The organism is Aliinostoc maniaoense (assembly GCF_058172895.1).
Window position 1 is genome coordinate 4912177 of sequence record NZ_CP187952.1, and the last position, 26779, is coordinate 4938955.

Sequence of the window (26779 nt, forward strand, 5' to 3'; positions counted from 1 at the left end):
TAGGTGTGTATGACAACATGAGTAGTTCTTTGTTCCCAGTAATCCTGGCAGGTGGTAAAGGTGAACGTTTTTGGCCTCTGAGTCGCCAAGACCGACCCAAACAATTTTTAAGTCTTGATGGTAGCTCTAGAAGTCTATTACAAGCAACTGCCGAGCGACTACTTGATTTCGCAGGTAGTTGGGATAACTTGTGGGTGATTACTTCTAGCCAGCTAGCAACAGGAGTGGGACAACAATTACCAGAATTGCCATCTCCCAACTTGTTGGTTGAACCGCAAGGTAGAGATACTGCTGCTGCTGTTGCTTGGACGAGTTTGGAAATTCAAAGACGTTATGGAGATGACGCAATTATCGGCTTTTTTCCCTCTGACCATTGGATAGCTGACCAACAGGCGTTTAAACGCACATTAGATGCGGCTACCCAATTAGCGGCAACGACACCAGCAATTGTCACGTTGGGTATTAAGCCTACCTTTCCATCAACTGGTTACGGCTACATTGAACAAGGTGAACACATTGGTAGCTTTAATGAGCTGCCAGCTTATCACGTCAACCGCTTTACTGAAAAGCCCAACCGTGAGACAGCAGAAACATTTCTGTCTACGGGCAGATTTAGTTGGAATAGCGGTATGTTCGTGTTTCGGGCTGGCGTTGTTCTCAAGGAACTGTATACCCATGCACCAGAAATTATTGAACAAATAGCACAAAAAGGCGTTGATGTCTATCCCCAGTTGCCGAAAAAAAGTATAGACTATGCGCTCATGGAAAAAACCAATTTAGCATATGTTTTACCGGCAGACTTTGGGTGGGATGATTTAGGCGACTGGAATGCCATCGAACGCTTAATGAAACAGCCCGAAAATCCCAACGTCGAGCTTGCTACCCATGTGGGTTTAGATACCCAGGGGGCAATTATTTATGCTAGTAATCCAGAGGATGTAGTTGTTACTATTGGTTTAGAGGATGTAGTGATTGTGCGCGATCGCAATGTCACCCTCATAGTGAATAAAGAACGCACCCAAGAAATTAAACAGATCCTCAAAACCCTACAAAGCGATCGCCGATTTACCGACTTACTCTAAATTTAAATCTCAAAGGTAATATTTAAAACCCCTGGCAGATGCTGAAAACCATTACCTGTATTATAACTTGACTATCTGTGTAGTCAAAGAGGCAGGGGGGCGGGGAGCAGGGGGCAGGGGGCAGGGAGCAGGGGGGCAGGGAGACAAGGGGACAAGGGGACAAGGGGGACAAGGGAGAAATTTTTACCCCAATGCCTCATGCCCAATGCCCAATGCCCAATGCCCAATGCCCAATGCCCAATGCCCATGCCCAATGCCCATGCCCTTAACCCAATTCCCAATTCCCAATCCCCAAAATGTTTTTAACATACACTGTTCCGCGCCAAAGAGAAATTATTGAAGTTGTTCTCCGCAATGGTTGGGATTATATGCGGCGGCTGCTCACGGGTGGCAAAGCTGATGAACCACAATTACCCACCCCGGCGGTGTTAAAAAATATTCTGGTGGATTTGGGGCCTGTTTATGTGAAACTGGGGCAGCTACTTTCTACCCGTCCAGATTTACTTAGTGCTGCCTATATTGAAGAACTTTCTACTTTACAAAACGAAGTTCCTCCTGTACCTTGGGCAGAGGTTGAAATAGTTATTCGCCAACAGCTAAAACGACCTCTAGAAGAAACTTTCAAGCACATTAATAACGTTCCCGTGGCGGCGGGATCAATTGCTCAGACTCATCGCGCTACATTAATTGATGGTCGAGAAGTGGCTTTGAAGGTGCAGCGTCCGGGAATTGATATTACGGTTGTTCAAGATATCGCCTTAATTCAAGGGATTGCTGATTTAGTGGCGCGGACTGATTTTGGCCAAAACTACGAAATCAAATCTATTGCGGAAGAATTTACGAAAGCTCTAGAAGCCGAGTTAGATTTTACACGGGAAGCTGGGTTTACAGACCAACTGCGACGTAATTTATCTAGTAGTCGTTGGTTTGATCCCCAACAAATTGTAGTTGCGGAAATTTACTGGCATCTGACTACAGAAAAATTAATGGTGATGGAGTGGCTAGAGGGAGTACCCATACTGTCAGCCAATTTAAATGACAACAATGGTAAAGATCCAATTGCCGAACGCAAAGCTACAACTACATTACTATTTCGGGCTTTCTTTCAACAGTTATATGTAGATGGCTTTTTTCATGCTGATCCCCATCCGGGTAATATCTTTTATCTGAATGATGGGCGTGTAGCTTTATTAGATTGTGGGATGGTGGGTAGACTTGATCCCCGGACTCAGCAGATATTGACAGAAATGTTATTGGCAATTGTCGATTTAGATGCGGGGAGATGCGCCCAATTGACTCTGCAACTAGCAGATTCTGCACAGCCTGTGATTGTAGCGAGGTTAGAAAGTGACTATGACCGGATGCTGCGGAAGTATTACAACGTCAGTTTGACGGAGATGAATTTTAGTCAAATCTTTTATGAAATTTTGCAAGTTGCCCGCAATAATAAAATCCGCTTACCCAGTAACATGGGCTTGTACGCCAAAACTTTGGCGAATTTAGAAGGGGTAGCCCGTACCTTTAATCCAGAGGTAAATTTATTTGAAGAAATACAACCTTTAATTACAGACTTATTTCGGCGGCAGTTATTGGGGGATAATCCAGTGCGATCGCTCCTGAGAACCGCCTTAGATATTAAAAGTCTCTCTTTACAATCTCCCCGACAAATCGAACTGTTATTAGATCGAGTGACATCAGAAACCCTACGCTTGAATCTTTCCCTACACGGTTTAGACGGTGTACGCCGAACAATGGACGATGCCGCTAACCGCCTCTCTTTTAGCATCCTCGTAGGTTCACTAATTATGGGGGCAGCAATGATTTCCAGTAAGGCACAAACAACACAGTTATCCTTTGTGAGCAGCGTGTTGTTTGCAGCCGCTAGTTTATTGGGATTGTGGCTGATTATTAGTATATTGCGATCGGGACGTTTAAAATAATACCTCTATTAATTAATCCCCTCTCCCCACATTGAAAATCAGCTTTTAATTTGCATATTAATGTAGCTGTTGTGAATTTTGTAGCTTTAGCTTCTCTAACGAGACGCTACCGCGTACCTGTAGGGTATTTGGAATTGATTCCTGTAGGGTGCGTGACGCTGCGAAAGTATTTGAACGTAGTCATCAAACTTATAGCGTCACGCACCAGCCATCAATTGTGACACTTACGTAAGTCCTATCTCCAACATGGCAGGATTTTCGAGTTAAAAATTTTCACTATGCAAATCAGATTTCCTTACCCACACAATAATAAGTGGTTTTAACATTTATATATGTCCATTATAATTGCCGAAAACCTCAGTAAATCCTATCCGGTGGCGGTAAAAGAGCCAGGAATTAAAGGTACAATTACCCACTTGTTCCGCCGCACCTACCGTTCCATCAACGCAGTTGAAAATGTTTCGTTTGAAATTACCCCAGGTGAGGTAGTGGGCTTCTTAGGGCCAAATGGTGCTGGTAAAACCACCACACTTAAAATGCTCACCGGACTCATTCACCCTTCTAGCGGTAGCGTCAGAGTAGCAGGTTATGTACCATTTCTGCGCCAAGCCCCGTTTTTACAAAAAATCACCTTGGTAATGGGGCAGAAACAACAACTACTCTGGGACTTACCAGCACTAGACTCTTTAAAAATTAATGCAGCCGTCTACGATATTTCTGATAAAGAATTTCATCGTCGCGTCGGGGAATTAACAGAAATGCTGGCGTTAGAAGGGAAACTTAACCAACCCGTGCGAAAACTCTCTTTGGGAGAACGCATGAAGGCAGAATTACTAGCAGCACTTTTACACCGTCCCCATGTCTTGTTTTTAGATGAACCAACATTAGGCTTAGATGTCAATGCTCAAGTAGCAGTACGGGATTTTTTACGTGAGTATAACCAGCGTTATCAAGCAACCGTTTTGTTGACTAGCCATTACATGGCAGATATTACTGCTTTATGTCAACGGGTACTACTAATTCACCAAGGTAAACTCATGTATGACGGTAGTTTAGATAGACTCCTAGAACGTTTTGCCCCCTACCGAGAAGTTTACGTAGAGTTAACCCAACCTCTGCCCCTAGAAAAACTCCAAGTTTATGGTGATGTCCAACATTTAGAAGGACGAGCCGTGTGTTTTATGGTGCAACAAGAGGCACTTACCCGTACAGTTTCTCAGATTTTAACAGAGTTAGCAGTCATAGATTTAAAAGTTACTGAACCACCTGTTGAAGAAGTTATTGCACAAGTTTTTCAAGCAGGAATTGTCTAAAACGTACCCAACTGACATATTTTTATGTAGGGTGTGTGACGCTAAGAAACTATTGGAACGTAGTCAACAGAATTAATAGCGTCACGCACCAACCATTAATGCAGACACTTGTCTAATTCCTGTAGTCTAAAAAATTCAACAGTCAATGAAAAAAATTATTAGAAAAGCTCTCACTTTGCTGACAGTTTACTACGCCTATATGGTGGAGTATCGAGCCGAACTAATTTTATGGGTTTTGTCTGGTTCTTTACCAATTATTCTCATGGGAGTTTGGATAAAAGCTTCCCAAGGAGGACAGTTTGGTTTATCATCTGTTGACTTTGCCCGTTATTTTCTCACCGTTTTTGTTGTCAGACAAATATCTGTCGTCTGGGTAATTTGGGAGTTTGAAAAGGAAGTTGTAGAAGGTAAGTTATCACCAAAATTATTACAACCTTTAGATCCTGTCTGGCATCATGTCGCTGCCCATTTATCAGAAAGAGTTGCTCGCATACCCTTTGCCATAATATTAATAGCTCTGTTTTTTTTCTTATATCCCGAAGCGTTTTGGCTGCCTAATTTATCCCAATTCATAGCATTTACTTTGGCTGCTAGCTTGGCATTTGTTTTAAGGTTTGCCATTCAATACACCTTTGCAATGTTTGCTTTTTGGACAGAAAGAGCAAATGCTATTGAAAATTTCTGGTTTTTGTTTTATTTATTTCTATCTGGTTTAATTGCACCGTTAGAGGTGTTCCCTGAACCTATAAGAGAAATAGTATTATTTACACCTTTTCCCTACTTAATTGGTTTTCCCGCCAATATCTTAGTAGGATTACCAGTGGATTTAACACGGGGATTTGCCTCACTCCTCGCTTGGATATTCATATTTTTAGTTGTAAATCGCTGGTTATGGCGTGCTGGATTGAAAAGATATTCGGGGATGGGAGCTTGAATTAATTCAAAATCCAAAATTACGCCTGATGTCAATTAGAAAAACCCCCCATCCAATCAATAGTAGGGGCGGGTTAACAAATATCATTCATGATTACCTTTTGATCTCGCTGAACCCGCCCCTAAAAATATCTAGGTATTCGCAAGGTTTTAATTCACAATTAGACGTAAATTAAGAATTTTTGCTTTTAAAAATGATTGTTCTGTTATGCAGAAAATCAATATCTTGAGGATAAGCCCAAACAGGTGGCAGTTTAGACTCTTGATCAAATATCTTCTTATAAGGATATTCCTCACTAATTAAGCTATCAAAAAATTGATTCATTTCTGGATATAACTGCTTTAAACTTGCATTATTAAAAAATCTTTCGTAGTACAGCGAGTTAATAGCAATGTATTCAGTCTGACGGTTAACTAAAGCTTCTAGCGAGTAGAATTTGAGACTGTCATCTGATTTCTGAGATTCTCTCCACCTTTTAATTATCCAAGAATCTGGTTTAAATTTACTGGTTAAATCCTTTTCAAATAACTTTCCTCTTCCAGAAATAAATGGCATATTCCGAGATTTTAATTTCACCCCTGGTAAGCGATTCCATGTAGGAATATATGCAGTATTTTCTATTGAACTCAATTTAGGTATATTAGTTTTTACCCATTCCTGAGATAGCATACGGGGATCGTCTACAAATCTTTTGCCTACATATAAACTACAAACTGTATTGTAACTAAGGAGAATCACCAAAATTACTGATACAACTGTCTTATAAGGCTTAAGTTTCTGCCAAAATGGAGCAGATAAAATCAGCCATATAGGTACTATGGGCAGTACAAAGCGAGTTTCTAATCTAGGGAAATCACCAAATTTATAGTAGTAAGTAAGAAAAACAATTAAAATTAATAAAACAGGTTTAATGGTCTTTTGGTCTTTACTGGTAGCAGTAATGTAGAGAGAATATAATATTCCTGCACCCAGAATTATTAATGAAGGTAATCCAACAATTTCTTTGATATATATAGAGAAGAAAGTAAAGTAGTTATTTCCGCTAACTTCTCCATTGTATATAGGGGTAGTTATATAGTTATATAAAAAATCTGAAATAAACTGAGGATAATTGATTAATGCAAATGGATTTCCAATTAAAAAACCAATCACTACTGTGAATAAACTTAAAAACAGCTTCTTGCTGAAAATGATTTTTCTCCAAGCTGGTTGATGGAATGATAGAGCATGAGCCAAAACAATGCCAATGCCCACTGACAAACCATTATATTTAGTGGCTGTAGCAATTCCTGTGAAAAACCCAGCTAATAAGTAGTCTGATATTCTACCTTGTAAGTATATACTTTGGATGAAGTAAAAAGATAATAACATCCAAAAAGTTACAGGGATGTCTGCTGTTAAAAAATGTGTGTAAACTATAAAGCCGCTACTAGTCGCAAAAAGCAGTGTGATAATACGGGCGGCAAACAAGCCAAAAAATCTTTTATTTATTTGAAATAATAGATAAATTGAACCCAAGAATAGAAAGACTGTAATAATTCTAGACCAAATGAGAATCACTGAGCCAGAAGTCAGAGAATGTTGAGATAGATTAAAAAGTTTCTCTATAACTTTCAGTGGCACGTAGGAGAAAACAAAGTTGAAATATGTGTGAAAGGGAGGCTTGAGAAAGTCACTAGGGCTGGAGAAGATTTCACCCAGAGAAAAGTTTCTTTTGAAAACCATTTGATCTGGATTCCATTCTTCCACTCTTCCCCAATGGATGCCATACACACAAAAAAGAAAGCCTGCAATTAAAGCTATGAGTAAGTAGGGATCTAGTTTGATGTTTTTTAATCTATGGAAAATAGGCATTTTTAATGTGATTTGTCAATTAAGTTAAGTAAAGATACTGGTGCGATCGCAATTCTTTTGTTCTACGTAAATAACTCATTTTCCCCAAAACAGCTATAGGTGTTTTGAGAACTGCTAATGTATATTTAACTAATTACCACGTATAAAATTATATTTACCACAACTTACGCAAAGAAATGATAATTAGTTGTTAAAGATGCGATAAATCACCTCTTTACATAACCGTTGTGGGCTGGCATTAAGGGTATTACTTTATAATTCATCAAGAGAAAAATACGCTAAACCCAAGCTTGGTATCATAGATAACTAAAATAGGGAAGAGCAAAAAATAAATGAGTGATGAGTAATGAGTAATGAGTAATGAGTAATGAGTAATGAGTAATGAGTAATGCCCATTACTTAATAAAGTATCCGAAATTAATGGTTGGGTATAATTTTGCAGCGTCACACACCCTACTGGCATAAATCCTATTTTCATTTACTAGAAATAGTTCGGAATTTTTGTAATGAGCCTAAAGAATAATCTTGGAGTTGAAAATCAGCAAAGGGTTTATTTGCTAATCTATCTCTTAGGGCTTCATCTATAATTACACCTTTTGATTTATTTTTGACTCCAATAATCATGATGCTGTTTTGGTATCTTGTAACAAAGTTATTTTTCTTACAGTTACCACGTTGAAATTGACCTAAGTTTAATAATCTATAACCTCTGACGCTACGAGTATTTTTAAATAAATTTATAACTAAAGTTTGCAGTTTTTGGGAACGTTCAAATGCTCGGCGTTGTGCATCTGCTAATTTACTATTACAGGAATCTTTACCGACAGAAATAATTTCATTCGGCTCTTCCATGATTTTTTGTATGCCCTGTTGTTCTAAGATTAACTTTAAAACATCAAGACTAATAACTTGATTGTTATTGGTCACTTGAAAATTACTGTTAGGCAGCCATTTATAATCTACTGATAAAATTGCTATGTTAAATTCAGCTACTCTACCTTGACTATCTCGCCCTTCTTGATAGGTAAAATAATCAATCTTGCCTTTTCGTTGTGGAGATTGAGTTGCAATTGGTAATAGGGTGGTGAATTGTGGATAACTTATTGCTACGGAAATTAAACTGACTAAACCGAATGAAACGAGAAGTGCTACAAATGAGGAAATTAAAGGTATTGTTTTTAGTGGCTTGATGGATAAAGAGGGAGGAGAATCAAGCTTTGGCTGAGTAAATTCTATAATTTGGGGCTGATTTGGGGCAATAATATTTTCATGATTAACTAAATTATTAGGTATTTCAATTTCTTGGATACGCTGCAAAATTGCTTGAGCATTGGCTGGACGATGAGTTAATTCTGGTGTCATCAGCCAATCAATTAAATTTAATAAGGAATGTGAAACTTGATGAGCATAACTCCGCCAATGTAATAAATTATGACGTGCATCATACATATCTAGGGGATGTTTTCCCGTGAGTAAAAAAGCGAAAGTACGCCCCAATGCAAAAAAATCTGATTGTAATGTCAGTTTTCCTTGCATTTGTTCTGGTGCGCTATAACCAGATGACATGGTAGGAGTAGTACTACGATTTTGGTAATTTTTGGCTAGTTCTCTAGCTGTGCCAAAATCAATCAAAACTAATTGTCCATCTGGTCGGATGAGAATATTTGATGGCTTAATATTTAAATGTAAATACTGTTGATTATGTACTATATGTAAAATTTCTGCTATTTGTTTTAGCCAATTAATTGCTTGTGCTTGGGGAGTGGGTTGGGGGTGTTTTTCTAAACTCTGTTCTAAGTTGATACCCTCAATTTTTTCTAAGACAACGCAGTACAAAGGTAAGTTATTTCTAGTGTAATGTTGAAAATAAGCATCTATTCTGGGAAGACCAGGATGATTGAGTTTTCCTAAGATAACAGCTTCTTGATGAAAAAGTTCTATAGCTTTGACATCAAAAATATTTGCTGGTAGTACTTTAAGGATTTTAGGTGTATTTTGTTCATAAACTTCATAGACTTTGCTAAATCCAGTTGTGTCACTTAATAAGCGCGTCACCCGATAGCGTCCCACTAGTTCTAATTGAGAGCCACAGCTTTGACAAAAGCGGTTTTTTTCGTTGTTGGGATGGTTGGGTTTAGGGCAAACTGGATTAATACAAAGGCTCATGATATAAATTCAAAATTTAAAATTTTATAAATAGATAAATGTTTAATTCGTAATTCGTAATTCCCCTTCCCTACAGGATGCTAACCCGAAAGGTGAAGCAATTTACGTAATTAAGAAATTGAGGTAGAATATGGGTTTGAATGTGTTGGGTAATTTTAGAGAGTTGGTATTAGTACTAGATGCTACTGCGAACGCTAGGTTAAGCAAACGCGATTTTTCTCTGTTAAAGAATAATGGTCTTACTATTCTTTTTTGAGATGAGAAGAATACAAATGAGTTTTACTATTTTGTGAATGTTTATATAATAATAAGATTTGTTTTATTTAAATTCTGCTAAAAAAGTTGCAACTGTTTGGTTAAATGCTTCTGGTGCAGTTAAAAATGGCCAATGATTGCCAGGAATTTGACACAGGCGGAGATTTTTCAGATAGGTTTTATAGGGCTTGATTTGCCAGTCAAAACGATTAAGTCCTTTTTCTGGCTGGATGAATAGGGAAGGAGTGTCTACTGGGATGGTAAAACCAGGTACTTGCATCACGTCTTCAAAAATGCCATCACGAGCGTTCACTGTGAATTTACTACCCCAACTACCATCAGGTTTTTGTTCTATTCCAGCTTGGAATACTTTTTGTTGTAATGTACTCCAACCCTGATATTGATTTAATTGCTTTGCTTGGGCTGCGGCTACTTCATAGCTGGTAAATGGCCCCATACCTTTGAGAAAGGATAGATAACGGTACAATAGGGGGAAGGTTAGCCGGAAGATGCTGGGCATTTTCCAAATAAAAATGGGATCAATTAGCACCATACTCCGCAGACGTTGGGGGTTGACTCTAGCCCAGATAGCAGCTAGTTTACCTGTCCACGAATGACTGACAACATGAGCAGATGACCACCCTAAATTATCCATGAGTGCTTCAAGGTCTGCGATCGCACTTGCAAAAGTATAGTCTGTTTCTGGCTTAGTGCTTTCACCATGACCACGCATATCTGGCGCAACTATATGATAATCTACCGCTAAATAATCGGCTAAACTCGACCACACTAAAGCATGGTCAGCTAAACCATGTAATAACAGCAAAGGTTCTTGACCTTGATTCCACTCCAGGTAAGATAGCTGAATATCAGGTGTTGATAGGGTTTGACGTACAGCCATTGTCTATTTACATCCATCCTTGGAGATATAGTTTCGCAACTATTATCCTACTGCGAAAGCCTTTATATCCCAAGGGTAGAGAAGATGTTTCATTTAACTACGTGAGATGGGTAAGGTAAAAAGACTAGGATTAGTTTGTAGTCAAGACTTTAGTCCTGATTTGAGAACTAAAGTTCTGACTACAAGCCTTTAATTATAAAGGGGTGTAGGGGTGTAAGGGTGTGGGGGAAAGAGTTTTTGATGTGTTCTGGTGTAAGTAGTTTATGATTGCTACTTAAACACTGACTGTCTGTTTATTGTTGCTTGCTGTCTCAGGAGTTTTACTTTGACTATCTTCAGCTTGAGCTAATGCTAATGATTCTTTACCAGTAATCAATCTTGAACCGCGTTTGTTAGTGAGGTAGTTCCATGCCCACTGAATCATGACTACTACTTTGGTGTCAAACTCAATTAAGAAATAAATGTGGATTAATAACCAGAACATCCACGCAGAGAAACCTTTGAGCTTGATTGAACCTAAGTCTACAACGGCGGCATTTTGGGCAATCATAGCTAGGCTACCATAATCAGTATATCTGAATGGGCGCATAGTTTTACCGCGCAGACGTTTTTGAATTAATCTCGCTACATATTCCCCTTCTTGCTTGGCGACTGGTGCGACACCTGGGAGGGGTTGACCATTTTGGTGAGAGAAGTTGGCTAAGTCTCCCACAACGAAAATATTTTTGTGTCCTTTAATGCTTAAATCTGGTTCTACCATCACTCTTCCAGAGCGATCGCATTCTACACCAGTTCTTTGCGCTAAAATATTGCCCATTGGTGAACCTTGCACACCAGCCGCCCATAGTATAGTCTTAGCGGCAATTTCTTTAAATTGATCTCCTTGCTTGACGGTAACGATATCGTTTTCAATATTTGTTACCCTGGTTTTGGTTTGGACAATTACACCCAAGGCTTCTAGAGATGCGGTTGCTTCTTGTGATAACTCTGGGGAAATGTGGGGGAGGATGCGATCGCCCCCTTGCAATAGTACAATTCTAGTCTCTGAGGTGTTGATGTGGCGGAAATCTTCTTGTAGAGTTTTGTATGCTAACTCTGCGATCGCACCTGCTAATTCTACCCCAGTAGGGCCACCACCCACAATCACAAAAGTCAACAAAGCACGGCGTTTTTCGGGATCAGTTTCTTTTTCTGCGGCTTCAAATGCTGAAAAAATCCGGCGACGCATTTCAATAGCATCTTCCACAGTTTTCAAACCAGGAGCTAATTCTTGCCAATTATCTTTACCAAAATAGGAATGTTTTGCACCTGTAGCTACAATTAATGTGTCATATGGTATTAGTTGATTACCCATGATCACTTGTTGTGTTTCGGGGTTAATATCATTGACTTCACCCAGCAACACTTTTGTATTCTTGCTTTTATTGAGTACACCTCTTAATGGTGCGGAAATATCCGCAGGTGATAGCACACCTGTAGCAACTTGATATAAAAGCGGTTGAAATAAATGAAAATTACGTTTATCGATTAGAGTTACATTTACATTTGCTGTCTTTAGTGCTTTTGCTGCATACAGTCCACCAAAGCCACCACCAACGATTACGACCTGATGTGGTTGATGATTCTCAAGTGAAGCTAACATCATAGGATTTCCTTTTGTTAAGAGATTTGTAACTTTTCTTAATTTGTTTGTAACAAATCCGTGATAATTGTTGCGGTTTGATTTGAACAATTATCAAAATAATGAAATTAATGAAGGTTACTATTTTTGGAGTTTAAACTCTACGTTCACTAAAAATATTTGGTAGAAAAGCTTGATTTTATATCCCCAAAGCACTGTTTTATCAGCATCTTAGAGATTTATTGGTAAAGCATAGTAGAACAATACAGATTTGCTATCTGACAACAACTGTGTTTTTATTTCAGATAATTTTTCAGGTTTTGGATTAATTTAATGAGTATTAATAACCAGTTTTTGGTTTATAAATAGGTGAGCAAATGCTCAATTTATATTAAGTTAAATAAATTGCATATATTCAGTTCATTTTGTATTTAATGAACATTAAATAGGATGTAATGAACGACTACATCTCTTGCTCAGAGAGGTTTTAACGCTTTATTGTTTTTGGGAAACAGTATGTTTCACTAACTTAGTAACAATTAATGCCTAAAAACACTGGTTTTTCCTGCTTGTAGCTATTTAGGTTGGTTTTTTACGCTAAAAGTAGCGGCAGAACTAAAATAATTCTAGAATAAGCATTTTTTCTCTATATTGCAGGATAATTACTCCACAAATGGCTAGTTAATAAGTAGCTAATTAACTGATAAATAAAAAATTTACATCTGTCAGTTTTCAAGATATGTATGATAATTAATGTTGAAAATTTTAACTAAATTGTTGTTTATCTCTGCCAAAATTTTGCAATATATATATTATTTTTTGGTAGAAAATTGAATAATTCAGATGTTTTTCAAAAATTAACGTTTATATTTGCAGATTTCAGACATTATATAAATAGTGATGTTGATACATCATATTTTTTGAAATATCACGTCATCTTGAAGGAGTGCTTTATGAAAAGCAGATTAATGATAGTTGTGGCTGGTGTGATGCTGGTTTTTACAAGTAGTATTTCACCCACATTAGCCTTAAATTCTTCATCTGAGCCTGACTATAGAAATGGCTTACAGGATACTGATTTGGGTAATGTCGTTAATACACAAGGAGATTTAATTGCTCAAAGAAGGCCAGTTCAAAGAGTCTTTTATAGAGTCAGGTGTGGAAGATGGTACAGACGTGGAAGATACTGGTTTAGGCGATGTATTCGGTATCGTTGTACGGCTGGTAGAGGTTGCGTAGCTATCAGGAGATATATTCAGCGAAGACGAGCATAATCAAAAAAATTCCTCCTCTTAGCAACCTTAATCATTAAGAGATAGAAAACCTCTGAAATTCTGGTTTAAGAGTTTATACCAATTCAAAATTTACGCATAGTTATCCGTTCGGCTAATGCCTGCATAGTAAAAGCTTGTGCCTAGAAAATTGAAAATTCAAAATGAGAAAAGCCTTACTAATCAACGGTTACTAAATTTGGATATGTTACCTAATTTTGGATAATTGGTATTAGAGGATGTTTGAAAACTATCATTCCTAAAACCAAAATCTTAAAAACCTAACCCCCCTAGCCCCCCTTCCCTACAAGGGAATGGGGGTTTCAAAGCCTCTCTCTGTTTCGGGGAGAGGTTTGGAGAGGGGTTTCTAGTATACTTTTCGACTTTTCAAACACCCTCTTAGGGATGTAGGGTTGATGACACTTGTCATCTCACCCTATTCCCTATTCTTTGTTCTCTATTGAATCCTAAACATTAACTGGCTGCCTATTTTCTGTCGGCTGGTAATGACTACTATTGTTCACAGTTTTAACTGCTAGAGAAACTTCTTGACCTGTAATTAATCTAGCTCCACGATTACGAGTGAGATAATTCCATACCCACTGAATTGTGACTACTAACTTATTGTCAAACTCAATTAAGAAGTAGATGTGAACTACTAGCCAAAACAACCAAGCAAAGAAGCCTTTCAACTTTATAAACCCTAAGTCTACAACGGCTGCATTTTGTCCAATCATGGCCAGACTACCATGATCAGTATACTTAAATGCAGGCAGAGTTTGACCTTGTAGACGTTTCTGCACTAAGGCAGCGACATATTCACCTTCTTGTTTAGCGACGGGTGCAACCCCTGGCAGGGGTTTACCGTTTTGGTGGGAGAAGTTGGCTAAGTCTCCCACAACGAAAATATTCTGATGTCCCTGAATACTTAAGTCTGGTTCTACCATAACTCGTCCGGCGCGATCGCATTCTACCCCAGTTCGTTGCGCTAAAACTTGACCCATTGGCGAAGCTTTTACACCCGCAGCCCATAATACTGTTTTAGACGCGATTTCTTTAACTTCATCGCCTTGTTTAACGGTAACAATATCATTTTCAATATTTGTCACCATAGTTTTTGTTTGCACAACCACACCCAACTGTTGTAAAGATGCTTCCGCTTCTTGGGATAACTCTGGTGCAAAGGGTGGGAGAACTCTATCTAAACCTTCTAAAAGAATAACTTGCGCTTCTGTAGTGTCGATTTTGCGGAAGTCTTCTTTGAGGGTTTCGTAGGCTAACTCAGCGATCGCTCCTGCTAATTCTACCCCAGTCGGGCCACCACCTACAATTACAAAAGTCAACAAAGCCCGGCGTTTGGCAGGATCTTTTTCCCGTTCTGCCGCTTCAAAGGCTGTAAAAATTCTACGACGCATTTCAATAGCATCTTCTACAGTCTTCAAACCCGGCGCAAATTCTTCCCAGTTATCTTTACCAAAATAGGAATGCTTTGCACCTGTAGCCACAATTAAGGTGTCATAAGGTATTGTCTCATCACCCATCATTACTTGTTGTGTTTCTGGATCAATATCATTGACTTCTCCTAGCAACACTTTTGTATTCTGACTCTTTTTCAAAACTGCACGCAAAGGTGAAGAAATATCAGCTGGTGATAGCGTCCCGGTGGCCACTTGGTAGAGTAGTGGCTGAAATAGGTGAAAGTTACGTTTATCAATTAGAGTAACTTCTACCTTCGCTTTGGCAAGGGCTTTTGCTGCATAAAGTCCACCAAAACCACCTCCCACAATCACAACTTGGTGGGGTGGTTTATTGTCAAGTGCATCTACCATAAGAAACATTTCCTTGTGTTACGGACGCTGTAACTATTCTTTACAAATTTGTATCAAAATTGTCACAAAACCTGCTGTTCACTCTGCACATATGAAAAAGTTATTAAAGTGATGAAAGTTACAGTTATTTAGTCAATAACTATACTCACATCATCTTTTTGGGTTTCTAAGCATTTATCTGCTTAATTTTCGGATTTTATGCACTTGTCTGGTTGAGCATCAGTATAAGTATCAATATTGACAAGCTAGATGGCACGAATTAGATTAAGAACAGTAAACCTTTATATTACAAAAGTTTAAATTGGTAGGGAACAGATAACCTCAATACGAGTTTGAACATTCACCTAGATTCACTTTATTGAAACGTTATTAACAGTGCCAATTCTAGATTTTCACTCTGTGATTCTAGATTTGTTTTGGTAGAATCCCCACTGCTATTTAGTGGAACAAATCTAAATTCTAATTTAGACACAGAGTAATAACTAACTTGAATAAAACCAATTCGCAATACCCTGGAGGAAGCAAGCTACGCAATGGACTAGCGTCCCACTACGCTGTAAGCGCAGCTATGCCGCAGGCTGTAGGCAATTCGCAATAGAAATAAGAAAAATTATTTTATGACCTGATTTTTACTATTTTTCATATTGAAAATATGAAAAATAATTTTGTGGTTATAGAGGGGATTATGAGTCAAAAATTGGTAATTAAACCAGGAAATAAAGGGTTAATTGCATTATTAATTGTAGCTACAACTATAACTAGTAGCATTATTGTTTATGCAATGTCTCAATTTGGGCAAATTATCAAAACTGCGGCATCAGATCCTAATCTAGAAGTACCAGAGATCGCGCCGCAAGTTACAGCCCTAGGTAGACTAGAACCAGAAACGAAAGTGATTAAACTATCTGCACCCTTAGCTTTAGATGGCGATCGCATTGCCGAAATTCGTGTACAAGAAGGTGATACAGTCCGATTAGGGCAAGTAATCGCCATTTTAGACTCCCATGTCCAGTTAACAACGGCTGTAGTTCAAGCAGAGAAACAAGTAACAGTAGCACAAGCCAAACTCAATCAAGTCAAAGCTGGAGCTAAAAGCGGCGATATTTTGGCACAGCAAGCTAATGTAGAACGCTTACAAGCCCAATCTCAAGGAGACATCAAAGCACAAATAGAAACCATTGGCCAAATTGAAGCACAATGGCAAGGAGACAAAATCGCCCAAATAGCCAGCATTAAAAAACTAGAAGCTGAACTCAATAACGCCGAAGCAGAATATCGCCGCTATCAACAGCTACATTCCCAAGGGGCAATTTCTCATTCCACCTTTGATAGTAAACGCTTAAGTCGAGAAACTGCCAAACAGCAACTAAACGAAGCCAAAGCAGTGCTGAACCGGATTAACACCACCGCCAGCAAACAACTAACTGAAGCCTCAACAGCACTCAACCGAATTAACATCACCACTAGAAAACAGGTGAGCGAAGCCAAAGCCACACTTACAAGTATTGCCGAAGTGCGGGCGGTAGATGTCCAAGTTGCCCAAGCAGAAGTAGAAAATGCGATCGCTGCACTCAAACGCGCTCAAATTGAATTAGAAGCTGCTTATATTACAGCACCAATAGCCGGTCAAATTCTCAACATTCATTCACGAGTCGGCGAAAAAATTACTAATGATGGCATTGCAGACTTAGCCCAAACCGCACAAATGATAGCAGTAGCAGAAGTTTATCAAAGCGACATCCCCAAAATCAGACTAGGGCAAACCGCAACCATTACCGGGCAAGCCTTTAGGGGAGAACTACGGGGCGAAGTTGCTCATATCGGCTTGCAAGTCAACCGCCAAAACGTCTTTAGTAATCAACCAGGAGAAAACCTCGACAACCGAGTTGTAGACGTAAAAATTCGCCTGACTCCTGAAGACAGCAAAAAAGTTGCAGCCTTAACCAACCTACAAGTACAAACAGCAATTGAATTGTACAGGTAATAGTGTACCCAGCCTGAATCACTAATTACTTATACCAATTTTCTATGAAGTTGCGCCAAATAAATGATGTAGAGACGTTGCATGCAACGTCTCTACAGTACAGAATAAAGTGCATCTTCATCAAAAACGGTATTAGGCGTAAGCCTAGCCGCAGGCTATTACTAATGACGTTAGCGGAGCGGGGCGTTAGCCCATTACGAATTAACCCATGTTGCCTAAAATATTTCTCAAAACGCCATTAGCTTGGCGGCAATTAATGAAAGAAAAAATGCGGGTAGTAGTAGCAGTAGCGGGTATTACCTTTGCAGATTTACTCATTTTTATTCAATTGGGATTTGAAGGTGCGCTATTTGATGCAGCAGTAAAACCCCATCGCAATTTACAAGCTGATTTAGTATTAATTAATCCGCAATTTCAAACATTATTTTCAGTCAAAAGTTTTTCTAGAGAACGACTGTATCAAGCTTTAGGTTATGAAGGTGTGCAGTCAGTCAGTGGAGTATATATTGGTACTGGACAATGGCGCAATCCCAAAACCCTACAAGATCGAGCAATCTTAGTTTGGGGGATTGATCCCACCAGTTCTGCATTTAAGTTTCCCGAAGTCAAAAGAAATCAGGATGCCCTTAAACAATTAAATCAGGTGTTATTTGATCAGGCTGGTCGTCCAGAATATGGTGCGGTTGGTGATATCTTCAAGGAAACAGGTAAATTTAAAACAGAACTTAATAATACAGCCATTGATGTCAAAGGTGTATTTAGTAACGGTGCATCCTTTGCGGCTGATGGTAACGTCATCGCCAGTGATTCTACATTTTTAAGACTATTCCCCACACGAAAGGCAAACCAAATAGAGGTAGGTTTAATTACCTTAAAACCTGGTGCAAATGCTGAAAAAGTGCGATCGCAACTAGCCGCAGGTTTACCGAATGATATCAGAGTCCTGACTCCCGAAGGTTTTGCCTACACAGAAATACAATACTGGGCAAATGGTACAGGTATCGGTTTTATTTTCGGCTTAGGGGTGGTAGTAGGGTTTATTGTCGGGATAGTAATCGTCTATCAAATTCTGTACTCTGATGTGTCTGACCACTTACCAGAATACGCCACCCTCAAAGCAATGGGTTACAGCGATCGCTATTTACTGATCACTCTGCTACAAGAAGCATTATTATTAGCCTTATTAGGATATCTTCCCGCCTATCTTCTCTCCTTTGGACTATATCAAATTACCTTCGCTGCTACCATGTTGCCCATCTCCATGAAATTAGATCGGGCAATCACTGTATTTATTCTTACCATTATCATGTGTAGCGTTTCCGGTGCGATCGCCATGCGAAAATTACGTTCTGCCGATCCTGCCGATGTATTTTAAATTTTCACTCTTGTAAAGACGCGATTCATCCCGTCTGTAAAATACTAAAAAAACTATGCTACCAGAATTTACACCAGTAATTACCGAGTCCCTATCCTCTGCCACTGAACCTGTGATTGCTGTGCATAATCTCAATCACTACTTTGGCTCAGGTAAACTACGCAAACAAGTATTATTTGATATCAATTTAGAGATTCAACCAGGGGAAATTGTGATTATGACGGGGCCTTCTGGCTCAGGTAAAACTACCCTGTTAACTCTCATGGGTGGTTTGCGTTCGGCTCAAGCAGGGAGCATGAAAATTTTAGGACAGGAAATATTTGGTGCTAGTAAAAGACAGTTAACTAAATTACGCTGTCAAATTGGTTATATTTTCCAGGCGCATAACCTGATGACATTTTTAACAGCTAAAGAAAATGTGCGAATGTCTTTAGAATTACATGATCAGTATTTAAATCACGATATTAACGCCAAAGCGATCGCTATGTTAGAACACGTTGGCTTAGAAGATAATATCAATTCCTACCCCGAAAATCTTTCCGGGGGACAAAAACAACGAGTTGCGATCGCTCGCGCTTTAGTTAGTCATCCTAAAATTGTCTTAGCAGATGAACCTACAGCCGCACTTGATAAACAATCTGGGCGGGATGTTGTCGAACTCATGCAGAAACTCGCTAAAGAACAAGATTGTACAATTTTGCTCGTCACCCACGACAACCGCATCTTAGATATCGCTGACCGAATTATATACATGGAAGATGGTCAACTGAAAGCTGACAATGCAGATTTGACAGCCAAGATGCAGTAACATTGTTGCACTCAGATATGAAAAATCAATGTTCTTTTAGCTAGTAACAAATCTAGATGTTACTTTTAGTCAGCACTAGGGAATATTAGACAGTAAAGCGTGATACATAATACTGTTTTTTAGCTATTGGCTGACTCATTCATGAATAAGATTGCTGACTCCGTCATTATCTGTAGCATACTGCTTGGTTTATCCAGTTGTAGTGCTGTCATCTCAAAAGATTCTACAAAATCGCGTCAAACTGTCAAGCAGGCTGATTCTCAATCCCAACAAATTATCAAAATTGGTGGTTCTAGTTCAACTGCATTCGCATTAAAACTATTAGCTAAAGCATATCAAGCTAAAGATAAAACAGTCAAGATTGAGTTTATCTCGAATAGCCAATCAGAAGGTGCGATCGCATCTCTCAAAAATGACATTATTGATATTGCTGGTAGTAGTCACAAACTTAAACCAGAAGAAGATAACGGTCAAATTCAATATCGTGAAATAGCACAAGATTTATTAGTTGTTGCCACTCACAGCAGCGTTAAAGGTGTTACCAACTTATCCACCAAGCAATTAAAAGCAATTTACAGAGGTGACATCACCAATTGGCAAGAATTGGGTGGGTCTAATGCCAAGATTATTGTATTGGATAGACCAGAAGATGAATCTGCAAAAAATTTATTACGAAAATATTATTTGGGAGAGGAAAAGACTACCAGTAAAGCTGTGATATTGAACAAAGAGGGAGAATTAATCGAAACCTTACAGATTACTCCTAATTCTATCGGTGCTTTTTCTTTGGCTTATTCTTTGAGTAATCAATTACCAGTCAATCGCCTCAGTCTTAATGGTGTTGCTCCCAACATAGATAAAGTAACAAGTGGTCAATACAAAATGGTGCGTCATATAGGTATTTTATGGGATAAAACACCTGCAAAATCTACTCATGACTTTATTGAATTTATCTTCAGCCAGGAAGGTAAAGAAATACTACATAAAAATGGCTTTGCCCCTGCTAAATAAATTTAATCATATGCCATGCAGAGATTTTTTAGAAAACTCAGGCTCAGTCAAAAAATTGTGCTACCGCTTATTACTGTCTGCCTGAGTGTATTTATGTTTGGCTTAGTAATCCTAGGATATTGGTTTACAGATAGTCTACAGCAGACTTTCCGCCAAGACATCAAAGATTTTGCCGAACGAGTTTATCAAGATTTACAGATTGAACAACAAATTTTAGAAACTCAAATTGAGCTAATTACCAACCGGGATATGCTCAATCAAGCAGTTGAACAACGTGACCTAGGGTTTCTTTTACAGATATTATTACCAATGAAATCTGTATTGAAATTAGATTTAATCAAGGTAGTAGATTTACAGGGTAACGTTCTAATAGATTTACGGAGTAAATCACTAAATCAAGTTAAACTACTAGATAAAGTAATTACTACTAGTGCTAGCAGTGGAGCGCACTTAACAGATTTAATAGATGTAGAAGGTAGTCAACAAGTTCTGCAAGTAGTAAGTAATAGCATCAAATCACCAGCAGGACTGTTAGGAGGAATGATCATCGGTAAAACAATAGATGATACCCTACTCAAAAAAATTGCTGCGGGTTCGTCCAAACAGCTGATAGTCCAGAGACAAAATCGGGTAGTTGCAACAACTTTCCAAGAAGCAAGACAAGGAACTTGGGAAATTCTTCCTTATGATTTACCTGTGACACAAATTACCTTTCAAAACCAGAAATATTTAGCCAAAAGTATCCTATTCAAAGGAGCGAGTCAGTCTTTAACAACTACAGTTTTATATCCGATTTCACCTCTAGAAATAGCTAAATGGAAACTATGGCGGCGTTTGGGGATGTTGTATGTCTTCGGTAGTGCTATTGTAGCGATTATAGGATTTTTGATTGTGCGGACAATTAGTCGTCCCCTGCAAGCTTTAACTCAAGTAGCACAACGAGTCACCCAAGACTCTAATTTTGATCTGCAAGCCTCCATAACTACTGAAGATGAGGTTGGCATCTTAGCCATTGCTTTGAACCAGTTGATTCAACAAGTTAAGCAACTACTAGCAGAACAATACGAATCACACAAAAAACTGGCAGCTTACAACCAAAACCTCGCACAACAAGTATACGAACGAACACAGGCACTGAACCAAAAAAATATCGCGCTCAAAAGTACTTTACAGAAACTCAAGCTTACCCAGTCACAACTAGTTCAGCAGGAAAAAATGTCATCTTTGGGGCAGTTGGTAGCGGGTATTGCCCACGAAATCAATAACCCAGTCAATTTTATCTACGGCAACCTCAAGTATACTGATGATTACACTCGTCAGCTGCTTTTGTTACTTGAGCTTTATCAAAAGCATTACCCCCACCCAGAACTAGAAATTCAACAAGCTCAACAGGAAGCTGATATTGAATATTTAACAGAAGATTTACCTAAAATATTGTCTTCTATGAAGATAGGAGCTAATCGCATCCGTGAAATTGTCCTCAGCTTGCGAATCTTCTCTCGTTTAGATGAAGCAGAATTTAAAATGGCTGACATACATGAAGGCATTGACAGCACTTTGTTAATTTTACAACATCGGATTAAAGCACAAAATAACCGTCCTGAAATCGAAGTGGTTAAAGAATATGGTGAAATCCCATTAATTCAATGCTTTGCAGGACAATTGAACCAAGTATTTATGAACATCCTAGCCAATGCCATAGATGCTTTAGAAGAGGCTTTCTACAAACAGTTTTGTTCAAACCCTGTCATTCGGATTACTTCCGCCCAGGAGAATAAAAACGTCGTTATTAAAATTGCTGATAACGGTACAGGAATTTCAGAAGCAATCAAATCAAGGTTATTTGAACCATTTTTCACTACTAAACCAGTTGGGAAAGGGACTGGTATGGGTTTATCTATTAGCTACCAGATTATGACTGAAAGGCATGGTGGATCTTTAGAGTGCATTTCATCGCTAGGAAAAGGGACAGAGTTTATTATTACCCTGCCTATTCGTTGATATTCCCACACCTTCAAGTCTATAAGATCGGCTGTCTTTTTTCTTGGCTCTAGTAATCTGCTAACCTAAGTTGACATTGATCCAAGTGAGTAGCAGTAGATGGCGATTATTAATAATTTATTTACAGCCGGTGGCGTGGTTATGTGGCCACTGCTGGGATTTTCGGTGTTAGCAGTAGCCTTGATTATCGAACGAATTAGGTTTTGGGCAAAAATCGTTGGTAAACAAAACCGTGTAGTCCAAGAAGTTCTGAAGCTTTACCGTCTAGATAATGTCGTCAGTGCTGTAGATAAGTTGCAGCAAAATACAGATTTACCTATAGCACGGATTTTTTTAACTGCTTTAGAGTTAGAAGACGCAACCCCAGAAGATTTTCGATTAGCTTTAGAAAGTGAAGCACAAGCTGAGATCCCAATACTAAAACGCTTCCAAAATATTTTTGACACAATTATCGGTTTAGCACCGCTTTTAGGTTTGTTGGGCACGGTTTTAGGATTAATTACATCATTTGCTTCTTTAGATATCGGTGATGTAGGCGGAACAAAAACCGCAGATGTCACAGCAGGTATTAGTGAGGCCTTAGTTTCTACAGCATCAGGACTAGTTGTGGCTATATTCACCCTCTTTTTTGCTAACACCTTCCGAGGACTCTATCAGCGTGAAATTGGCCGGATTCAAGAATATGGCGGACAACTAGAATTACTTTACCGTCGTCGTTATGAACGAAAAGATAAGTTTTGATGAGAAATTATTCAGGTTTTAACCCTTAACTGAGTATATTAAAAAAATAAATTATCTTGCGGAGAAAAGTCTATGACTATCTGGGTAAATGAGCAAATCGATCCCTCTGGAATGATTCACGCTTGTATTGCTTGTTGTGATGAATCTCAAGCTAAAGATTGTCATGAGTCCTTTGAGGGTAATTTGACTGATATACAAAAGGCATCAGGTTGGGTAGCCCGTTTGCGGAAAGTTGATTCTTGGGATGAAGTGCCAGTTAATGCTTTAAAACTCGATTAAGGTAGTGAAAAAATTTACGATCTCTATTGGTTAAAGTCTCATCAAGTCGCTTCTCTACGAGACGCTACGGGAACGCTCCAATTCAAAATTCAAAATTAAAGAATTTTGGGCATTGGGCATTGGCGTAAATATTTCTCCCTTGTCTCCCTTGTCTCCCTTGTCTACCCCTGCCCCCTGCCCCCTGCTCAAAGATTGATTATTTTTTTATTGGAAATCCCTTAATTGGTTTACGTTAATAAAAATTAAAAAATACATTAAGACTTGACAATTTATTCATCATAGTTTGATCAGGAAATAAATTTTCCTGATCTCTTGATGATTTTTTGTAATTATTAAGAGTTATCATCAATTTTAAATAATCAATTACAAATTTGCAGAAACCGAATCAATGTGGTGAACTATTATCCAGTTTATGCTGCAACACCAACCAGTCCCATTAGTTTGGTTGGCAAACCGGGACAAGCTGTTCAAATTTCGATTCATTCCCCCAGTCAGTATATCTGTGCCAACCGCGATCGGATATTCCCAGATTGGCAACAACAACCTCTATTTTGGGTCGTGATTGTTTTACAGCGATCGCAATATCCTTTAGTAAAGATCACCCCAGAAACGGAAATAGAAAAAGAACGTTTGCGAGCCAAATTTATGCGATTTGGCTGTGATTTAGCCTTTAACCTGCGCGATCGCGGTTATTGTGCTGACCTCATCGACCCCCGTACCGGCTATCCCCTCTTTTCTCGTCCTGGTGAAATACCTCACAATGACACAGCAGTTGTCAAAGCTTTACTTCACTACCCAGTATTGAAAAATAAATGTTGTGTATTAGTTCATCCCACTTGGGGGACAGCCGTTTATCCCAGTATCTTTATCTCCACTGCACCACCCATCATTCTGGAATTGGCGATCAAAAGTGTAGCACTCATCCACGGCTGGCAAGAGGAAGGTACAACTTGAAATATATCCTATCAGTGTGTAGACAGGGCGGCGGGGGGAGACAAGGGAGACAAGGGAGACAAGGGAGACAAGGGAGATAAGGGAGAAATAATTTATTTTCTGGAAGTGTCCTAAATTCCTGAATTAATTACCCAATTCCCGATACCGTTCCTGAAGGTCTTTAATAGTAAACACCGCCTCAAATTTTAAGCCAACAGACTCATAAAATTCTGCTCCTCCTTGAAGTCTATCTACTAATGAAATGACTTCATCGACAACATAACCAGCCGCCCTGAGTCTTTCAACGGCTTTCATGGCTGATTGTCCAGTAGTGACGACATCTTCCAACACCACCACCTTTGCACCTTCAGGTAAATTTGGCCCTTCAATATAAGCTTTAGTGCCATGACCTTTCGCTTCTTTGCGAATAATCAAAGCCGGGATTGGTCGATTTTCATAGGCAGAAACTACACTCACTGCCGATACAATCGGATCAGCCCCTAGGGTTAAACCAGCTACAGCTTGAGTCTCTGAAGATAATAAAGATAAGAGAATGCGCCCAATTGCTAAAGCACCTTGGGGATGGAGTGTTACTTGCTTACCATTGATGTAATAAGAACTCGGTTGTCCAGAAGAAAGAACAAAATCACCTTCTTGATAGGCAAGTTGACAGAATAAATCCAGCAGTTTTTGACGCAAAGTGTTGACATCGGCAGTAGCTGCCCAAATATCTGACTGGGTAAGGGTTTCAGTAGAATACGTCATTACAAAACAGTAAAAGTTATGCTACACCAAAGGTTGAACTCATGAGAGTTCTGAACTTAAGCATAAGTTAAGATTTACCCAAAAATTGAGGAGCAAGCAAGATGGGTATCAAATTTAAGTCTCTCTGTGGCTTATTGGTGCTTTTAGCTACTAGTATGGTTGCGCCGGCGATCGCTAATGCTGAGTCAGAAGTACCCAACTATGAAAGCACAAATGATGTATTTGAGCGAGCTTATTTTCGCCACGATCGCAATTTTTATGAAAATAGCACAGCCAAGCGTCAATTAGACTCATTTTTGGGTTCTGGTTCTGGTTTTCGTAATTCTTTCCCGGAAAACGAAATTGCCCGTGATGCAGAATTGCTCAACACTCTTTACAGAGATGTATTGACACAGCAGTCAATGAATGATCCTTATCTACGTACACCTGATTTACCAAATCCCTATAATTCATCCCTACTGATGTCTCCTCGCTTGAATGCTCACAAATTAAAGGTAGGGACAGAATTTCGCTTTGATACTTCATTACAGCCATAGGACTGCTGAGGTGAGGGATTTTTATCCAAAAAAGTTTAGGGTGTGTAACTAGGAGAAACACTAGTGACACACCCTACTAAATCCAGGGTGCAGGAGTTGAACCTGCCTTGGGCGAATTATGAGTTCGCTGCCTCAACCGCTCGGCCAACCCTGGTTAGAACTAAATTGTATCTTATTATTTGCTGTTTGTGTGCGATCGTCAATGATCTTACTGGTTTTTATACAACATAATTTATTTATGTGATACTCCAGACTATGATTAATTAAGTTATCTTAAAGATTTAAGGATAGAGCTTTAACACTCTTAATAGACTCTAGTTAATATAGACCAGCATTCTTTTGCAATAGCTTGTCAGCGATGAAGATAAATTCTACGGTAGTTCTTACTCTGGTTTTGTTAATCCTAATGTTGAGCGCAGGTTCAGTCAGTGCCTTTTTAGGGTTTAGCTTTGGCAGTTCTGCACTCAAAGGTGTGACCACACCAGATGGCCGCCCCACTAGCAAATTTGCTAGTACTAAGTCTAATAGCGCGCAATCGGGAGAAGTGACATTCTTAAAAGAAGAAGAAATTCTCAAAAATGTGAAGGCGCGAATTGAAGGTAAAGCCAAGGCTGCTAAATCAAATCAACTAGATGAAGACGATGAGGAGATTAACAGCAGCAAGCAGAAGCAAAAACAGAAGTCTGAGACGGTAGCGGAAGAAAAACTCCAACCCGGATTTCCAGTGACTGCCGAAAGCGAAGGCGTAACTTTTGCAGTGCAGTCAGCTCGTTATTCTGGTGGTGATTTACTCCTAAGAGTCAAAATGCAGAACAAAGGGGCTGATTCTGTGCGCTTTTTGTATAGTTTCTTAGATGTTACTGACGATAAAGGTAGAACTCTCAGTGCTAGCACCGAGGGTTTACCAGCAGAACTACCAGCCAATGGTTCGCCATTTTCTGGTACAGTCAGCATCCCTACAGCTTTATTAGATGATGTCAAGAAAGTATCCCTCTCTTTGACAGATTATCCTGATCAAAAACTGAAGCTAGAGGTATCGAATATTCCCGTAGATAGATAGGAATTGGGGAGGCAGGGGGCAGGGAGCGGGGGGAGACAAGGTAGACAAGGTAGACAAGGTAGAGAATAACTCTTGAATTTTGAATTTTTCTGCCCAATGCCCAATGCCCGATGCCCAATG

Annotated in this window: 23 protein-coding genes and 1 tRNA gene; 16 read left to right on the forward strand and 8 right to left on the reverse strand. The window is 39.1% G+C overall.

All coding sequences use genetic code 11. The features are described 5' to 3' along the window. Positions 1-17 precede the first annotated feature (17 nt). The 5 genes from ACPZ3T_RS21315 to ACPZ3T_RS21335 all read left to right on the forward strand — a co-directional run bounded on the left by ACPZ3T_RS21315 (position 18) and on the right by ACPZ3T_RS21335 (position 5269). Entirely contained in the window at positions 18-1082 is a 1065-nt protein-coding gene (locus ACPZ3T_RS21315) for a mannose-1-phosphate guanylyltransferase (RefSeq protein WP_490271451.1), read from the forward strand. 67 nt (positions 1083-1149) lie between these two features. Next, the gene (locus tag ACPZ3T_RS21320) at positions 1150-1422 is read left to right on the forward strand and encodes a hypothetical protein (protein ID WP_490271452.1); all 273 of its coding nucleotides are present in this window, start codon (positions 1150-1152) and stop codon (positions 1420-1422) included. Then, a complete protein-coding gene (locus ACPZ3T_RS21325) occupies positions 1379-3022 on the forward strand; it encodes an ABC1 kinase family protein (RefSeq protein WP_490271453.1) in 1644 nt (547 codons plus the stop codon). The genes ACPZ3T_RS21320 and ACPZ3T_RS21325 overlap by 44 nt, the downstream gene beginning before the upstream one ends. A gap of 332 nt (positions 3023-3354) precedes the next feature. Next, a complete protein-coding gene (locus ACPZ3T_RS21330; RefSeq protein WP_490271454.1) occupies positions 3355-4335 on the forward strand; it encodes an ABC transporter ATP-binding protein in 981 nt (326 codons plus the stop codon). A gap of 145 nt (positions 4336-4480) precedes the next feature. Next, positions 4481-5269, forward strand: a complete 789-nt coding sequence (locus ACPZ3T_RS21335) for an ABC transporter permease (protein ID WP_490271455.1) — start codon at positions 4481-4483, stop codon at positions 5267-5269. Positions 5270-5440: 171 nt separating this feature from the next. On the opposite strand, the gene ACPZ3T_RS21340 is transcribed toward ACPZ3T_RS21335, so the two are convergent. The 4 genes from ACPZ3T_RS21340 to ACPZ3T_RS21355 form a co-directional block, all read right to left on the reverse strand. After that, on the reverse strand, positions 5441-7123 hold the full coding sequence (locus ACPZ3T_RS21340) for an ArnT family glycosyltransferase (protein WP_490271456.1): 1683 nt from the start codon (positions 7121-7123) through the stop codon (positions 5441-5443). 474 nt (positions 7124-7597) lie between these two features. Continuing rightward, positions 7598-9289 (reverse strand): protein kinase domain-containing protein, encoded by a 1692-nt coding sequence (locus ACPZ3T_RS21345; RefSeq protein WP_490271457.1) that lies wholly within the window; start codon positions 9287-9289, stop codon positions 7598-7600. 319 nt (positions 9290-9608) lie between these two features. Next, a complete protein-coding gene (locus tag ACPZ3T_RS21350) occupies positions 9609-10445 on the reverse strand; it encodes an alpha/beta fold hydrolase (protein ID WP_490271458.1) in 837 nt (278 codons plus the stop codon). Positions 10446-10719: 274 nt separating this feature from the next. Beyond that, on the reverse strand, positions 10720-12087 hold the full coding sequence (locus ACPZ3T_RS21355; protein ID WP_490277312.1) for an NAD(P)/FAD-dependent oxidoreductase: 1368 nt from the start codon (positions 12085-12087) through the stop codon (positions 10720-10722). A gap of 932 nt (positions 12088-13019) precedes the next feature. On the opposite strand from ACPZ3T_RS21355, the gene ACPZ3T_RS21360 reads away from it, so the two are divergent. Next, positions 13020-13340 carry a hypothetical protein gene (locus ACPZ3T_RS21360; RefSeq protein ID WP_490271459.1) on the forward strand — a complete coding sequence of 107 codons (321 nt, stop codon included), beginning with the start codon at positions 13020-13022 and terminating at the stop codon, positions 13338-13340. A 464-nt stretch (positions 13341-13804) separates the two neighbouring features. Here the strand turns inward: ACPZ3T_RS21360 and ACPZ3T_RS21365 are convergent, their stop codons facing one another. Then, a complete protein-coding gene (locus tag ACPZ3T_RS21365) occupies positions 13805-15166 on the reverse strand; it encodes an NAD(P)/FAD-dependent oxidoreductase (protein ID WP_490271460.1) in 1362 nt (453 codons plus the stop codon). Positions 15167-15851: 685 nt separating this feature from the next. On the opposite strand from ACPZ3T_RS21365, the gene ACPZ3T_RS21370 reads away from it, so the two are divergent. From ACPZ3T_RS21370 to ACPZ3T_RS21400, 7 genes are all read left to right on the forward strand, one after another. Next, positions 15852-17150 carry an ABC exporter membrane fusion protein gene (locus tag ACPZ3T_RS21370; protein WP_490271461.1) on the forward strand — a complete coding sequence of 433 codons (1299 nt, stop codon included), beginning with the start codon at positions 15852-15854 and terminating at the stop codon, positions 17148-17150. A gap of 208 nt (positions 17151-17358) precedes the next feature. Further along, a complete protein-coding gene (devC, locus tag ACPZ3T_RS21375) occupies positions 17359-18525 on the forward strand; it encodes an ABC transporter permease DevC (protein WP_490271462.1) in 1167 nt (388 codons plus the stop codon). 55 nt (positions 18526-18580) lie between these two features. Further along, positions 18581-19333: a DevA family ABC transporter ATP-binding protein gene (locus tag ACPZ3T_RS21380; protein WP_490271463.1), complete on the forward strand. Its 753-nt coding sequence runs from the start codon at positions 18581-18583 to the stop codon at positions 19331-19333. Between the two features lie 141 nt (positions 19334-19474). Then, positions 19475-20344: a substrate-binding domain-containing protein gene (locus ACPZ3T_RS21385; protein ID WP_490271464.1), complete on the forward strand. Its 870-nt coding sequence runs from the start codon at positions 19475-19477 to the stop codon at positions 20342-20344. Between the two features lie 93 nt (positions 20345-20437). Continuing rightward, entirely contained in the window at positions 20438-22345 is a 1908-nt protein-coding gene (locus ACPZ3T_RS21390) for a sensor histidine kinase (protein ID WP_490271465.1), read from the forward strand. Positions 22346-22444: 99 nt separating this feature from the next. Beyond that, positions 22445-23086 carry a MotA/TolQ/ExbB proton channel family protein gene (locus tag ACPZ3T_RS21395; protein WP_490271466.1) on the forward strand — a complete coding sequence of 214 codons (642 nt, stop codon included), beginning with the start codon at positions 22445-22447 and terminating at the stop codon, positions 23084-23086. Positions 23087-23158: 72 nt separating this feature from the next. After that, positions 23159-23365 (forward strand): glycogen debranching protein, encoded by a 207-nt coding sequence (locus ACPZ3T_RS21400; RefSeq protein WP_490271467.1) that lies wholly within the window; start codon positions 23159-23161, stop codon positions 23363-23365. A gap of 54 nt (positions 23366-23419) precedes the next feature. Here ACPZ3T_RS21400 and ACPZ3T_RS21405 read toward each other — a convergent pair whose 3' ends face one another. Then, positions 23420-23554 carry a hypothetical protein gene (locus ACPZ3T_RS21405; RefSeq protein ID WP_490271468.1) on the reverse strand — a complete coding sequence of 45 codons (135 nt, stop codon included), beginning with the start codon at positions 23552-23554 and terminating at the stop codon, positions 23420-23422. Positions 23555-23755: 201 nt separating this feature from the next. Between ACPZ3T_RS21405 and ACPZ3T_RS21410 the strand changes: the two genes are divergently transcribed. Next, on the forward strand, positions 23756-24319 hold the full coding sequence (locus tag ACPZ3T_RS21410; RefSeq protein WP_490271469.1) for a methylmalonic aciduria and homocystinuria type D protein: 564 nt from the start codon (positions 23756-23758) through the stop codon (positions 24317-24319). Positions 24320-24442: 123 nt separating this feature from the next. Here the strand turns inward: ACPZ3T_RS21410 and pyrE are convergent, their stop codons facing one another. After that, positions 24443-25063 carry an orotate phosphoribosyltransferase gene (pyrE, locus tag ACPZ3T_RS21415; RefSeq protein ID WP_490271470.1) on the reverse strand — a complete coding sequence of 207 codons (621 nt, stop codon included), beginning with the start codon at positions 25061-25063 and terminating at the stop codon, positions 24443-24445. Positions 25064-25164: 101 nt separating this feature from the next. On the opposite strand from pyrE, the gene ACPZ3T_RS21420 reads away from it, so the two are divergent. After that, positions 25165-25599 carry a hypothetical protein gene (locus ACPZ3T_RS21420; RefSeq protein ID WP_490271471.1) on the forward strand — a complete coding sequence of 145 codons (435 nt, stop codon included), beginning with the start codon at positions 25165-25167 and terminating at the stop codon, positions 25597-25599. Positions 25600-25680: 81 nt separating this feature from the next. Here the strand turns inward: ACPZ3T_RS21420 and ACPZ3T_RS21425 are convergent. After that, positions 25681-25753, reverse strand: a tRNA-Ile gene (locus ACPZ3T_RS21425). A gap of 204 nt (positions 25754-25957) precedes the next feature. Between ACPZ3T_RS21425 and ACPZ3T_RS21430 the strand changes: the two genes are divergently transcribed. Next, the gene (locus ACPZ3T_RS21430) at positions 25958-26659 is read left to right on the forward strand and encodes a hypothetical protein (RefSeq protein ID WP_490271472.1); all 702 of its coding nucleotides are present in this window, start codon (positions 25958-25960) and stop codon (positions 26657-26659) included. Positions 26660-26779: the final 120 nt, after the last annotated feature.